Here is a 14,778-nt window from a genome sequence, read left to right on the forward strand (position 1 = left end):
AGCTCATGACTCTTTTGTTTCTTACTCTAATTGGAACACTTTATTCATTCAGACTCTGTAGATTGTTTATTTATTGACATAAAGCAATGGCGAAGACCTATACTGCATGCTTCGCCATATAACGCAAATATTATTTGTTCATTACGATAAACGCAATAACAGTTGCGATGATTGGAAGTGCCTCAACCAATGCAACACCAATGAACATTGTTGTTTGTAGAACGCCACGTGCTTCTGGTTGACGTGCGATCCCTTCAACTGTCTTAGAAACGATTAAACCGTTACCGATACCTGCACCAAGTGCACCTAGACCAACTGCAATAGCTGCTGCTAATAAACCCATTTTGTATTTCCTCCTAATATTCTTTGTAGTTTGGTTCCCTGATTACAGGGTAAATATATGTTTAGTGATCTGTGCTGACCTTGTGAGCCATATAGACCATCGTTAACATAACGAAGATAAATGCTTGGATCGCCCCGATAAATACCGAGAATCCGAGCCATGCAAGTGCTGGTATAACAGCTCCGGCAAGACCGAAGATGCTTGAAGCACCCAATGTTGCAAGTAAACCAATCAAGATTTCACCTGCGAAAATGTTACCGTAAAGACGAAGACCGAGTGTCAACGTGTTTGCGAATTCCTCAATGATCTTCAGTGGTGCTAGGAATGGAATTGGCTGGAAGTATGTTTTCAAGTACTTGCCCATTCCGAGCTGTTTCACACCATAGTAATGCGTTAACGCAACAACTGTAGCAGCGAGGGTTAACGTGATAACTGGATCGGCTGTCGGTGATTTCCACCAAAGTTGGTCATCCCATACGATTGCGAATGGAAGTCCAATCATATTTGCAACGAAGACAAACATGATTAAAGTGATGCCTAGTACGTGGAAGCGGCCTCCCGTTTTCCAGTCCATGTTATTTTTGATGATGCCTTTAACAAAGTCCATGACCCACTCCATGAAGTTTTGCATACCCGTAGGTTTCATTTGAAGCCGCCGCGTAGATGCAACTGCAATCAGGAAGACAATCAGACACGTTACAAATAACATCAGTATATTCGATGGGTTAAACCCGATTCCGAATAAAATAAACTGTGGATTTTCATGATTCACGTTTTTGTTCACCTCCCCTTGCTAGTAAAGTGTCATTGCTTCCAATGGAACAGCAGATGACCAGTAAACAGCAATGCATAGGGTATCATTAACCCGATTACCGTGCTGATCAGATCGAACTCCTCCGGCATAACGAGTGCAACGGCCGTAGCCCCTACACCTGATGCAAAACGTAAGCCCATACCTAATGACTTCGCTCGCTTCCCTTCATCGATAGACCGGTCAAACCGTTCCATCCGTCGAACGAGAATCCAAAAGTTATACATACCGAAAAGTGAACCTAAGATGAGCCCAGCGAAGATTGTCCGGTAGTCCAAGAAGAACCAACCGAGCACGAACAATGCAAGCAAAAAAAAGAGACTCTTCTTTTGCTGTTTAAAAATTTCCTGCATACTTTGCATTGTCGATTCTCCCAATTCGTATTTTGGATTACAGCGTCTGAAGTGTTCAGTAATTCCCGACTTATGTCGAGTCTTGAGTCTTTGTCGTTTTGATCTTTTTCAACGACATAGATTCCTTGCAAAGGAATCTGGAAATTGTAAGTGAATCGCCTGTTCCGTCCACCAGGTGACGTTGCTATGCGCGACGTCGACAAAGAGTTAGGGTTTGGCGCTTCCGAGTGAAGACTTGAAACCTACGAAACATGATTTCTGTACTCAATTTATGTATGAGTTCCTTATCAATCTTACCCTTTGTTAGCATACAATAGAGGGTTTTTTATGTCAATTGATTCAAGTGATTTAATTCACAATGTGTTCTCTTTGTCAAACATTCGACATATTTGTTTTCTGGATTTATATGGTGGTTTTATCATGATTTCGAGCATGGAATTGTTCGTGTTTTCAGATTAAATTGTTCTAAGTGTCGTTGGTTTAATACTGGAGAGGCTGACGTGCTGTTGGGGTAGAGATTGGCGCTTCGGAGGGGACGCTTTCCCATGGGCCCGCGGTGAGCCAACCAGGTCGCTAGTGCAAAGATGTGCTCCTAACGCTTCGCTTTTACTCGCAAAAGCCGTCCTTCGTTACGGCTCTCGCTCTCTTTTGGTTGTCTCACCTGATCGGGCTGATCCATCGGGAGTCGCCCCTCCTACGCACCAATCCTTTACAATCTGAGTGGAGGCTACCATTTGTTGTTCATTGAAGTTAGGCTTGTGTTTTAGTTGGAAGTTGAAGGTAACTGATTACATCACTTTGTAAGTAGGATTGAAGCGTAAGCTGGGGCGACTCCGGGAGGATCAAGCCACACCCCCTCCCCTCTCTTCTTTTAACAACTTTATTTGCAAACAGAAAAAACAGCAGATGTAAGTTCTCTGCTGTTTTGGTTCTTATAGTGAATGTAAATATTTGAGTAGGGACTCTACTATTCGTGCCGATGCGTGGCCGTCGCCGTAAGGGTTGTGGGCTTTGGACATTTTTTCGTACTCGGCATTGTCGGATAGGAGCGCGTCGGATAGTTGGAAGATGTTTTCTTCTTCAGTTCCTGCTAAGCGCAATGTTCCTGCATCGATACCTTCCGGGCGTTCGGTTGTGTCCCGCAGAACGATGACAGGTTTTCCAAGGGATGGTGCTTCTTCTTGGATACCGCCCGAGTCTGTGAGGATGATGTGGGAACGCGCTGCGAAGTTATGGAAATCCAGTACTTCGAGCGGCTCGATCAGATGAATTCGGTCATTGTCGCCTAGTAATTCATCCGCCACTTCACGTACAGCCGGATTCATGTGTACCGGATAGATTACTTGGATATCATCGTGTTTGTCCAGCAAGCGATTAATTGCACGGAACATATTGCGCATTGGTTCGCCAAGGTTTTCACGTCGGTGTGCAGTCAATAGAACTAAACGGTCGTCTCCAAGCGTATCAAATATCGGATGATGATAATCCGGATCTACCGTCGTTTGCAATGCGTCGATTGCCGTGTTGCCTGTGATGTAGATGCGATCTTTATTTTTGCCTTCATCAATCAGATTTTGCGCTGATCTTTCAGTTGGCGAGAAATGAAGGTCGGCAATAACGCCAGTCAGTTGGCGGTTCATTTCTTCAGGGTACGGCGAATATTTATTCCATGTACGCAACCCTGCTTCAACGTGTCCTACTGAAATTTGATTATAAAACGCAGCTAGACTACCGATGAACGTCGTCGATGTATCACCGTGGACGAGCACGATATCCGGTTGCGCTTCTTTCATTATTTTGTCCAAACCTTCAAGGCCGCGTGTTGCCACATCGATCAGCGTCTGGCGGTCTTTCATGATATTTAAATCATAGTCTGGTGTAATGCTAAATGTTTCCAGCACTTGGTCAAGCATTTGACGATGCTGGGCAGTGACCGTGACGATTGACTCGATTTCATCCGGATGCTTTTCGAGCTCGAGAACGAGAGGCGCCATTTTAATAGCTTCCGGTCTCGTGCCGAAAATCGTCATCACTTTCCATTTCTTAGTCAATGAATGATCCCTCCATTATTTCGTGCCGAATAAACGGTCACCCGCGTCACCTAGTCCAGGGACGATATAGCCGTGTTCATCCAACTTTTCGTCTAGCGCCGCGATATACACGTCAACGTCTGGATGTGCTTCTGTCAGAACTTCGACGCCTTCAGGAGCAGCAACTAGGCACATAAATTTAATATTAACCGCGCCACGCTTTTTCATGGAATTGATAGCTTCGACTGCTGTTCCGCCTGTCGCAAGCATCGGATCCACTACGATGAATTCACGCTCAGCCACATCAGAAGGTAACTTCACAAAGTATTCAACGGGCTTTAATGTTTCTGGGTCGCGGAATAATCCCACATGTCCCACTTTCGCAGCTGGAATTAAATCGATAATTCCATCTACCATGCCAATTCCCGCACGTAAGATCGGAACAATCCCTAATTTTTTCCCTGCCAAAATATGTGATTTTGCTTCACAGACTGGTGTCTGGATCGTAATTTCTTGCGTTGGAAGATCACGTGTGATTTCGAACGCCATAAGTGTAGCTAATTCGTTCACAAGCTCGCGAAATTCTTTCGTTCCTGTATCGACCTTTCGTATAAACGTCAGTTTGTGCTGAATTAATGGATGATCAAATACATGTACTTTTCCCATTGGTATCGCTCCTTTTCGGAATATCTTGTACATTATAACAGAAATCGTGCGCGAGGCGCAGTGAACATGTGTGATTTGTCATAATGAAAAAATTGCGTGAAAGACATTAACTTCCGTGAATACTCATACTTCTTTGAGGAGCGCTCTATGGGCGGGGTTATTCGCTCTATCTTTACGTTGGACCGCTCTATACAACCCCATGAACGCTCTATCAGGAGCCTCAAGCGCTCAATCGACCCAGTTATCCGCTCTATCGCTCGCACTATCATGCTCTAAGCCGATGCGCGAGAGCTTAGTGTGTTGTCTAAAACACTCTATCGCCCGCGCCATCTCGCTCTATGTTCGTCCGCGAGTGCTCTATGTGCTAACTTACCCGCTCTATGTCACGTGCTATCCGCTCTATACAACTCCACAAACGCTCAATGTGAAGCCTCAAGCGCTCAATCGACCCAGTTATCCGCTCTATCGCTCGCACTATCATGCCCTAAGCCGATGCGCGAGAGCTTAGTGTGTTGTCTAAAACACTCTATCGCCCGCGCCATCTCGCTCTATGTTCGTCCGCGAGTGCTCTATGTGCTAACTTACCCGCTCTATGTTGCGTGCTATCCGCTCTATACAAATCCGCGTGCGCTCTATGTGGAGCCTCAAGCGCTCAATCACCCCGGTTTTCCGCTCTATCGCCCGCACTGTCACGCTCTAAGCCGATCCGCGAGGTCTTAGTGTGTTATCCAAAACACGCTATCGCCCGCGCCATCTCGCTCTATGTTCGTCCGAGAGTGCTCTATGTGCTAGCTTAACCGCTCTATGTCACGTGCTATCCGCTCTATACAACCCCATGAACGCTCTATCAGGAGCTTCAAGCGCTCAATCGACCCAGTTATCCGCTCTATCGCTCGCGCTGTCACGCTCTAAGCCGATCCGCGAGGGCTTAGTGTGTTATCCAAAACACGCTATCGCCCGCGCCATCTCGCTCTATGTTCGTCCGAGAGTGCTCTATGTGCTAGCTTAACCGCTCTATGTCACGTGCTATCCGCTCTATACAACCCCATGAACGCTCTATCAGGAGCTTCAAGCGCTCAATCGACCCAGTTATCCGCTCTATCGCTCGCGCTGTCACGCTCTAAGCCGATCCGCGAGGGCTTAGTGTGTTATCCAAAACACGCTATCGCCCGCGCCATCTCGCTCTATGTTCGTCCCCGAGTGCTCTATGTGCTAGCTTAACCTCACTATGTCACGTGCTATCCGCTCTATACAACTCCGCGAACGCTCTATGTGGAGCCTCAAGCGCTCAATCATCCCCGTTATCCGCTCAATCCCCCGCGCTGTCACGCTCTAAGCCGATCCGCGAGGGCTTAGTGTGTTATCTAAAACACGCTATCGCCCACGCCATCTCGCTCTATGTTCGTCCGAGAGTGCTCTATGTGCTAACTTACCCGCTCTATGTCACGTGCTATCCGCTCTATACAACTCCATGAACGCTCTATGTGGAGCCTCAAGCGCTCAATCATCCCCGTTATCCGCTCAATGCCGACCCACCAGCGCTCAATGAACCAACCCAACCGCTCATAACCCCCCCACCCACCACATAAAAAAAACGCCCGACACAAGGTCAGGCGCTAGTTTTTTACTTATATAGAGGATGCTGATCTGTTAGAGCTGTAACGGCTTTGCGTGCTTCTTCTTTTGCTGTTGGGTCTTCGTGGTTTTTCAACAATGTTGCGATGATACGTCCCACTTCTACCATGTCTTTTTCTACGAAACCACGAGTTGTAACAGCCGGTGTACCGATACGGATACCAGACGTGATGAATGGTCCTTCTGTGTCGAATGGTACTGTGTTTTTATTCACTGTGATACCAATTTCGTCCAGTACGTGCTCTGCTACTTTACCTGTTAGTTCAAGTGATTTCAGTTTCACAAGTACGATGTGGTTGTCAGTGCCGCCAGATACAACGTCGATACCTTCTGATTGTAGTTTTTCAGCCAATGCTACAGCGTTTTTCTTCACTTGTTGTGCATATTCTTTAAATGAAGGATCCAATACTTCTTTGAACGCTACCGCTTTTGCAGCGATTACGTGCATTAAAGGACCACCTTGGACGCCTGGGAATACCGTTTTGTCGATTTTCTTGCCGAATTCTTCAGCTGTTTCTTCATTTAATAGAATGATACCGCCACGTGGTCCACGCAATGTTTTATGCGTTGTGGATGTCACGAAGTGTGCGTGTGGAACTGGGTTTTGATGTTCGCCTACTGCGACTAGACCCGCAATGTGTGCCATATCTACCATCAAGTATGCGCCAACTTCATCAGCAATTTCACGGAATTTCGCGAAGTCGATTGCACGTGGGTATGCACTTGCACCCGCAACGATCATTTTCGGCTTGTGCTCAAGCGCTTTTTGACGAACGTCTTCATAGTCGATGACTTCTTCTTCTTTTGTCACACCGTAATCTACGAAATTATAAAGCTTTCCGGAGAAGTTAACTGGTGAACCGTGTGTTAAGTGACCGCCGTGAGAAAGGTTCATCCCAAGAACTGTGTCGCCTGGCTCAAGTGCCGTGAAATAAACAGCCATGTTTGCTTGTGCACCAGAGTGTGGCTGTACGTTTGCATATGCTGCGCCGAAGATTTCTTTTACGCGATCGCGTGCGATGTTTTCGACTACGTCTACATGCTCACATCCACCATAGTAACGCTTGCCTGGATATCCTTCAGCATATTTATTCGTCAAGTATGACCCTTGTGCTTCCATTACTGCTTCTGTTACGAAGTTTTCAGATGCGATTAATTCGATGTTCGAGTTTTGACGGTTCTTTTCCGCCATGATTGCTTCATATACTGCTGCATCTTCGCGTTGTACATTGCTTAAGTCCATTGGATTGTATCCCCTTTTTTCTGATAGTTTTATATTTTCTTGTATTGTACACGGTTTATTCGTATTTCGCACGACTTCCGCCAATTAATTTTGGACGAGTTGTCGCAAGTGTGATTACAGCTTCACCGATTTTATTAATGGATGTACGGATCGGTACTACTACCGGCTTCATTTGCATGCCAATTAAAGTTTGTCCGATGTCGATACCCGCATGTGCTTGCACCGATTCCACTACGACGGGATCACTGAATTGTTTGTACGCATAAGTAGACATCGAGCCACCCGCCTTAAAAACGGGTACGACGGATACAGGTTCCAAATGAAATTGCTGTGCCGTCTTGCGTTCCAATGTGATCGCACGATTGATGTGCTCACAGCCTTGGAAAGCTAAATGTACATGGTATTGATCCGCAAACGCTTGAAGCGGTGCGAATAGTGCTTCTCCTATTTCAAGTGCACCGTTCGTACCGATACGGGCACCAGCTACTTCAGAAGTAGAACAGCCGACGACGAAAATTGTCTCTTCGGCAGGTGGTGCTTGTTCGGCAAATTCGGTCAATGCTTGTTCTAGCTGCAGTTTCCATAATTGAATGGCATCCACTTGTTCCACCTGCTTCCTTTAGTTCTTTTCAAGTTCCATCATTTTATTTATACGACGCTCGTGACGGCCGCCTTCAAATTCTGTTTCAAGCCAAGCGCTAACGATTTCTCGTGCTAGCCCTGGTCCAATCACGCGTTCCCCCATTGCTAAAATGTTGGAATCGTTATGGCCGCGTGTTGCTTTCGCGCTGAATACATCATGAACGAGCGCGCAACGGATACCTTTGATTTTATTGGCGGAAATGGACATGCCGATTCCTGTGCCGCAAATCAAGATTCCGCGGTCTACTTTCCCCGCCACGACGTCGTTCGCTACTGGTTCTGCATAGTCAGGATAGTCGACGGAAGTGTCGGCATCCGGTCCGTAGTCGATATATTCAATGTCGAGTTCGGTTAATAGATTGGTGATCTCTTTTCGGAGGTTGTTGCCTCCGTGGTCTGAAGAAATTGCAACTTTCACTGCGCACCCTCATTTCTATTTTTACTTATCGCTTATTCTATCATTGTTCTATAAAAAAATCATCGGTTTTACTGTACTATTTTTGAATTTTACATTTTGAAACGTTGAAGTTTTGTCATAAAGACGAATATTATATGAATAAAACGAAATCATTGTACGTGTTTGAGGTCTAGGAAGTCATGTTCTGGGCATTGCTCGATGTAGATTAAGCATTCTATTCGGAAAGTTTCATCTTTTGTAGTTGCTTAGGCGTGTGGTGAAGTTACCTTACTGAGAAACGCGGTTGACCGAGTAACTATGCAGTTGCGGTCGTTGCTCGACTGGTTGTTGGGTACTGAAGTGAATAAGTATCTGCTTTCTGGACCCACGCAGGCACGTGGGGGATTGCCTACAGCCATGAGCCAGCTGGCGGTGGTGGTGCCAATGACCATCCCACTCTCATAGCCAATTAAACCAGTAACCCTGTACAAAACAGCCAAAGAAATGAAATTGCCAAAACACTACCCCATGCTGCCTCTTATTTACTACTAACCAATCGTTTTCCATTCCCCATAATAAATAAAAAAACGATTCAGAGCGCAAAACACCTCAGAATCGTTATTGCTTATTACATTGGCGTGCGGTCGAACTTTCGGATGACTTTGTACAACTCTTCCGATTGTTCCTTCAGCTCCAATGCTTTGTTTTTTGTTTGATCTATAGACGCCACTTGTTCTTCCGTGGCCGCACGAACTTCTTCCGCTCCCGCTGAAGTATGCTCTGCAATCGTTGCTACCTCCATCGATTGCTTAGCCGTGCGCTCGATCGTCTGCATTTGGTTGCTGACGATTTGGCTAATTTCTTCTACATAAAGTGCCATTGTTTGGATAGTGGCGGTCATCGTTTCAACGTTTCCATTCGTTTTTGTCGCGCGCTCGGCCTCAGTGGACGCCGTTTTTACTTGTTGCTTCATTTCAGCTACGACTTGTTTGACGTCTGATTGGATCGTTTGAACAAGTCCCGAAATCATTTGGACCGCTTTTGCACTTTCATCCGCTAAATTACGGACTTCTTCCGCGACGACAGCGAAGCCCTTACCATGCTCCCCTGCCCGCGCTGCTTCTATAGATGCGTTAAGCGCTAGTAGGTTAGTCTGACCAGCGATGTTGCCGACAAGTTCCACGATTTCACCGATTTTATGTGCGTTTTCATCGAGTACTTGTATCGTTTCCAATGAATGCTCGCTTTGATTGCTCATTTGATGAATACCCGCTAAAACCGATTGGAAGACTTCTGTGGTTACGTGTAATTCTTGTAACATCACTTTGGATTGTTCAGAAGACTGCCCCGCGCGATTATTGACTTCCACCGCGAGTTGACGAATATCTTCAATTGCGTTGACTGTTTCTCGTATCGACTCCGAAGTGTTTTCTGCGCCATCGGAAATTTCACCAATAGTGCGCGCAATGGCGTCGGATTGGCCAGACGCAGCGCTTGTCTCACTCGTCAATTCATTGACGGATTGAGCAGTAGCTTGGAAGTTGGATTCAATTTGTTCAATAATGCTACGTAAATTAACGACTACTTGCTGGAATGCTTTGGAGACAGAATGAATTTCATCCGAGGAGTTGGGCAGTTGAATGTCTGTACCAATTTTCCCATCCGCCACTTTCATAGCAGCCGTTTCCAAACGTTGCAACGGCTTAGTCAAAATGGTGCTGAACATGGCGGCTAAAATACCTGACCACATGATGCCCATGGCGTACGTAAGCAGTTGAAAAACGAATGGTCGTACATTCGGGAAGAATGTCGGCTGTACCCAGTTAATGAATACAGCACTCGTTGTATACGTGATGACTGCTAAAATAACGATAAATAAGACGAGTTTCGCCCGGAGCCCTACTTTTTTCGGTTCTTTCATAAGTTCCCCTCCGCTTGCTTTCGGATGACGGAGTTAATGAGGTCTGTCAGTTCATGAAATGTAGTGCGGTATGTTTCCAAATCTCCACCATATGGATCATGCACATCAAGACCCGCCATTGTACCCGCGTATTCTTTTAATGTAAATACTTTTTCTTTCATTGCAGGATAACGACTGTGCAGGATATCTCGATGGTTTGCGGTCATCGTTAAAACAACATCAGCCCACTCCATCTCAGCAGTCTTGACTTCATTAGAATATGGAGTGAAAGGTATGTTTTCTTCCGTCAGCAATCGTGCTGAGTTCGTGGAAATCGGCAAGCCATCTATCGCATGAATACCTGCTGATTTCGCCGTCATACCTGGCACTTTAGCATGATTGACTAATGCTTCTGCCAAAGGACTTCTGCATGTGTTGCCTGTACAAATAAAATAAATATTCATTTTCTTCACCTACTTTACAGAATAACGGATTTATGAGAAAAAAGAAACAGTTTTTTAGAAAAATAAGGATAATACGCCCATACATATGAATACAATACCTGCTAACCGTCGAATAAATGTACTATTAATTACACGCAAGCGGCCTGTGTACAAGAAAGCAATGGCCGAAAATATAATAGAAAAGAATCCGGACGCCAAAACAAACAGCCATTTATTCAGCTGCATCATACCGAATGTCACACTCACTCCGAACGCATCTATACTGACGATCAGTGCTAAGAAAAATGGGGAGATTTTATTGACGACTGACAGATCTTCACTGTCGGAGAGGAGAATGTGAAGACCTATGAGTGAAAGCAGTACACTCGAGAGCGCATGGCCCCAACCTGTGAAAAAGATCATCACCCATTCCCCCGCGTAGAAACCGATAAGTGGCAGCAACACATTTAGTATAGTCGTCCACAGCATGATCATCAATCGACCACGCCGCAGTTGAAGTAATGTATAGACGATTAGTATATCAGCCGTTGTCACGATAGCCGCTATGATTTCTATCAAAAAAGTAGCCCCCTCGCAAGTCTCGCATCTACTAATCTTATGCGGGCGCTAAAGGGGGCTATTCATCATTATTGAAATGTTATTCGGTGAAACGCTTGCCGTCTGATGCTTTATCGAGGCGATTCATAACCGCTGCGCCGATACCCGAATGATCGGTCTCAATTGCGAGAATTATATCAGCCTCTGTATTGTCGCATTGGCGAATCGCTTTATAGAGACTCGACGCCATCGCTTCACGACTGTTAATGGAACCTGTGGAAAAGTACCAATCCGCGTTTTCTGTGTATAACTCATCAGGTCCGATCATCGCGACTCGTTTATTTTGTTGATGAATAGTATTTAGCGCATGCGCAATAGAATCCGTATTCGGCTCGATAATGAATAGCGGCGCTTCAGGTGCGTAATGAGCATATTTCATTCCTGGCGCGCGCGGCGTTGCCGTTTGATCTGTAGGTAGCGTCGCCATATCCACGGTGCCAATCAACTCTTCCAGCTGCTCTTTCGTAATGCCACCCGGACGCAAAATGACAGGCGGTGTAACCGTGATATCCAAAATGGTGGATTCCAGGCCTACCCCTGTCTCTCCGCCATCTAAAATCAGCGGAACTCTACCGATTAAGTCGTGATAGACATGATCCGCTTCCGTTGGGCTTGGCTTTCCGCTACGATTTGCACTCGGTGCCGCTAACGACTGATCCAGTTTACGTAGTAACGCCAACGCAATCGGGTGGTCAGGCATACGAATGGCTACTGTACTAAGTCCCGCCGTAACGACATCTGCAATCACTCCAGGCTTTTTCTCCATAATTAACGTCAGCGGTCCTGGCCAAAATTGCTTTATTAATACGTCTGCAATTTCAGGAATATCTGTTGCGTATTTCTCGATGTCTGACTGGTTCCCAATATGTACGATCAGCGGATTATCCGAAGGTCTTCCTTTTGCTTCGAAGATCCGCTGTACTGCTTGCTCATCTGTCGCAATGGCTCCTAAACCATAAACTGTCTCAGTCGGGAAGGCAACAATCCCTCCAGAATTCAAGATATCTACAGCTTGTTCATAGATTCTGTCGTTATCCACTAGGTTATCCACTATTTCTTGCGTAGTATCCACTTGCTCAACCCCTTTTTATACACATTTTATCAACCTTATCCACAAAAAGTGTGAATATGTTCATTTAAACAACGACTTTATCCACTCCCAAATGAAGAATGTAACAGGTTCTTCTTCTTCTGTTTCAGTCACTGTAGCTTCTTCAGGGAAACAAACGTTAGGAAACAATGAACACCACCAGTTATCGCCTCGACCTGCGCCAATTTTCACGACATACGCATCGTAAACGTCTTGTGGCTGAATAAAGAACCCTACTCGTTTTGGTGGAATCACTGCCGCACCGTGCTCAAGTGTTACATGCGCACCGTTTACTTGCGCTTTAGCAATTTCCAGAATCGCGGGTTCTAACCCTTGAAGATTTTCAGTGATTTGCTGTGTGTTCGTAGATTGGCTGATTGCCTGCTCGAGTAGTGGCGCGAGTTTATCTTGAACATCTCGTTTCACTTGTTGATCCGCTACCGTATTAGAGTTTGCGAGAATGCGAAACTGCGTCGCTTCACCTGTCGTTGCCTGCTGACCGAATACAAGCAACACCGCTTGAATCGTAAGTAATATAAGTACAAATTCTATAAACGCCACTAGTTTCGAAGTTTGAGTTGGTTGTTGGTTAATCGGATAATCTTGTAACATGTCATCCCCTCCTGCACTCTATCTTGACCCGCAGGAGGAGATTTTATTCATCGAATCTCACAAAATATCATTCGATCTTTTTTATTGATATCTTGAACAATTTCAACCGTCGCTTCTGGAAAGGATTTTCGCAAGTATCCTTGCACGATTGCCCCTTGCTGATAGCCGATTTCGAAACCGATAAGCGCTGGACGATTCATCAGAGGCGATAAGTTCTCTGCCAGTCTTCGATAAAAGTAGAGACCTTCTTCTTCAGCGAATAATGCAGTTTGCGGTTCGAAATCATAGACAGTTGGCGACATATCCGATTTTTCATGTTCCGCGATGTACGGTGGATTGGATAAGATGATGTCCCATTTCTGCTGAATCAACGGTTCTTCCATATCACCTTGCATAAAGGTTACATCCACTTTATTGCGCTGCGCATTGCGTTTGGCGACTTCAAGCGCCGTCTCACTAAAGTCAGTGGCCCTCACGTTAGCATTCGGTCGTTCTTTTTTGAATGCAATGGCAATCGCTCCGCTACCTGTTCCAATATCCGCCACTTGAATGACTTGGTCTCCGAATAATACACTCGCCCGCTGCAATGCATAGTGGACGAGTTCTTCTGTTTCAGGACGTGGAATCAAGACGTGTTCATTGACCTCGAATGAATAGCCATAAAAAGATTCTTCGCCAAGGATATATTGAATGGGCTTACCAGTCAGTAATTCTGTGATGATTCCCCAGAATTTCGCATGCGTTTCAGGCGAAATTTGTTCACGGAAACTAGCTAAATAATTAGCTTGATTCATGCCCGTGACAGAACGCATCGCCAGTTCAGCGGCATGCGTGTCCATTCCACGTTCCTGAAGCAATTGTTGTGCGCGTTGCACGGACTCATAGATGGTCTCATTCATTGCGATCCAAACTTTCTAGACGATGTGCTTGTTCTTCTATAATCAATGCATCGATGACTTCATCCAATTTCCCTTCTATAATCTGATCAAGTTTTTGGATGGTCAAACCAATTCGATGATCTGTCACGCGATTTTGCGGGAAGTTGTATGTGCGAATCCGTTCGGAACGGTCTCCTGATCCAACAGCGGTTTTCCGTTTTTCATCGTATTCAGCTTGCGCCTCTTGCATAAACTTATCGTAGACACGTGCACGCAAGACTTTCATCGCTTTTTCTTTATTTTTGATTTGAGATTTTTCGTCTTGAATCGATACCGTCGTACCTGTCGGCAAATGCGTAAGGCGTACGGCTGACATGGTCGTGTTGACGGATTGTCCACCCGGTCCCGATGAAGCGAATGTATCGGTACGAATATCCTTATCATGAATCTCAATTTCTACTTCTTCTGTTTCAGGCAAGCACGCAACTGTAGCAGTAGAGGTATGCGTTCGTCCCCCTGATTCCGTTTCCGGTACACGTTGCACGCGGTGCGCTCCGTTTTCGTACTTCAACTTGGAGTAGGCACCTTTGCCATCGATCATGAAAATAATTTCTTTAAAACCACCAAGTTCGGTTGGTGATGAATCAATGACTTCTACTTTCCAATGATTCATTTCCGCGTAGCGTGTATACATACGATATAGACTACCCGCAAATAAAGCTGCCTCGTCTCCGCCCGCTGCGCCCCGTATTTCCATAATGACACTTTTATTGTCATTCGGATCTTTTGGAATCAACAATATCTTTAACTGTTCTTCTAAAACCTCGATACGATCTTCCAGTTCATCAATTTCCATTTTGACTAATTCTTTCATATCTTCGTCGAGTGGCTCATCTTGCATTTCTTTCGCGTTTTTATATTGAGTGTAGACATCTTTGTATTCACGGTATACTTCGACCGTGTCTTGTAAATCCGATTGCTCTTTCGAATAGCTTCGTAATTTATTCAGATCATTGACGATTTCCGGGTCACTAAGTAGTTCATTGAGTCGATCATAACGGTCTTCTACTGCTTGCAGTCTATCGAACATAGTCGGTTCACCTCTTCTGAAATTATT

At 45.4% G+C, this 14,778-nt stretch carries 15 protein-coding genes; all 15 read right to left on the bottom strand.

Translation table 11 applies throughout. The annotated features are described in order from the left end of the window. Positions 1-130: 130 nt before the first annotated feature. Positions 131-343 carry a F0F1 ATP synthase subunit C gene (atpE, locus tag H605_RS0106285; protein WP_029053447.1) on the bottom strand — a complete coding sequence of 71 codons (213 nt, stop codon included), beginning with the start codon at positions 341-343 and terminating at the stop codon, positions 131-133. A gap of 61 nt (positions 344-404) precedes the next feature. Further along, positions 405-1,115 carry a F0F1 ATP synthase subunit A gene (gene atpB, locus H605_RS0106290; protein WP_029053448.1) on the bottom strand — a complete coding sequence of 237 codons (711 nt, stop codon included), beginning with the start codon at positions 1,113-1,115 and terminating at the stop codon, positions 405-407. A 32-nt stretch (positions 1,116-1,147) separates the two neighbouring features. Further along, positions 1,148-1,516, bottom strand: coding sequence for an ATP synthase subunit I (locus H605_RS0106295; protein ID WP_029053449.1), 369 nt, complete (start codon positions 1,514-1,516; stop codon positions 1,148-1,150). Positions 1,517-2,439: 923 nt separating this feature from the next. Then, positions 2,440-3,558 carry a non-hydrolyzing UDP-N-acetylglucosamine 2-epimerase gene (gene wecB / locus H605_RS0106305; protein ID WP_029053450.1) on the bottom strand — a complete coding sequence of 373 codons (1,119 nt, stop codon included), beginning with the start codon at positions 3,556-3,558 and terminating at the stop codon, positions 2,440-2,442. Between the two features lie 15 nt (positions 3,559-3,573). After that, positions 3,574-4,203, bottom strand: a complete 630-nt coding sequence (gene upp, locus H605_RS0106310; RefSeq protein ID WP_029053451.1) for a uracil phosphoribosyltransferase — start codon at positions 4,201-4,203, stop codon at positions 3,574-3,576. A 1,624-nt stretch (positions 4,204-5,827) separates the two neighbouring features. After that, entirely contained in the window at positions 5,828-7,081 is a 1,254-nt protein-coding gene (glyA, locus tag H605_RS0106315) for a serine hydroxymethyltransferase (RefSeq protein WP_029053452.1), read from the bottom strand. Between the two features lie 55 nt (positions 7,082-7,136). Further along, on the bottom strand, positions 7,137-7,682 hold the full coding sequence (locus tag H605_RS0106325) for a TIGR01440 family protein (RefSeq protein WP_029053453.1): 546 nt from the start codon (positions 7,680-7,682) through the stop codon (positions 7,137-7,139). A gap of 18 nt (positions 7,683-7,700) precedes the next feature. Continuing rightward, complete coding sequence (gene rpiB, locus H605_RS0106330) at positions 7,701-8,141, bottom strand: ribose 5-phosphate isomerase B (protein ID WP_029053454.1); 441 nt, start codon at positions 8,139-8,141, stop codon at positions 7,701-7,703. Positions 8,142-8,748: 607 nt separating this feature from the next. After that, a complete protein-coding gene (locus H605_RS0106335) occupies positions 8,749-10,041 on the bottom strand; it encodes a methyl-accepting chemotaxis protein (RefSeq protein WP_029053455.1) in 1,293 nt (430 codons plus the stop codon). After that, on the bottom strand, positions 10,038-10,484 hold the full coding sequence (locus H605_RS0106340) for a low molecular weight protein arginine phosphatase (RefSeq protein WP_029053456.1): 447 nt from the start codon (positions 10,482-10,484) through the stop codon (positions 10,038-10,040). The genes H605_RS0106335 and H605_RS0106340 overlap by 4 nt, the downstream gene beginning before the upstream one ends. A 54-nt stretch (positions 10,485-10,538) precedes the next feature. Next, positions 10,539-11,042 (bottom strand): manganese efflux pump, encoded by a 504-nt coding sequence (locus H605_RS0106345; RefSeq protein WP_029053457.1) that lies wholly within the window; start codon positions 11,040-11,042, stop codon positions 10,539-10,541. Positions 11,043-11,121: 79 nt separating this feature from the next. Continuing rightward, a complete protein-coding gene (locus H605_RS0106350) occupies positions 11,122-12,153 on the bottom strand; it encodes an L-threonylcarbamoyladenylate synthase (RefSeq protein ID WP_029053458.1) in 1,032 nt (343 codons plus the stop codon). 60 nt (positions 12,154-12,213) lie between these two features. Beyond that, positions 12,214-12,783, bottom strand: a complete 570-nt coding sequence (locus H605_RS0106355) for a stage II sporulation protein R (protein WP_029053459.1) — start codon at positions 12,781-12,783, stop codon at positions 12,214-12,216. Between the two features lie 47 nt (positions 12,784-12,830). After that, positions 12,831-13,682 (bottom strand): peptide chain release factor N(5)-glutamine methyltransferase, encoded by an 852-nt coding sequence (prmC, locus tag H605_RS0106360; protein WP_029053460.1) that lies wholly within the window; start codon positions 13,680-13,682, stop codon positions 12,831-12,833. After that, positions 13,675-14,751, bottom strand: a complete 1,077-nt coding sequence (prfA, locus tag H605_RS0106365; RefSeq protein ID WP_029053461.1) for a peptide chain release factor 1 — start codon at positions 14,749-14,751, stop codon at positions 13,675-13,677. Before prfA ends, prmC begins: the two co-directional genes overlap by 8 nt. Positions 14,752-14,778 lie beyond the last annotated feature (27 nt).

Source organism: Sporosarcina ureae DSM 2281 (genome assembly GCF_000425545.1).
GTDB lineage: Bacteria > Bacillota > Bacilli > Bacillales_A > Planococcaceae > Sporosarcina > Sporosarcina ureae.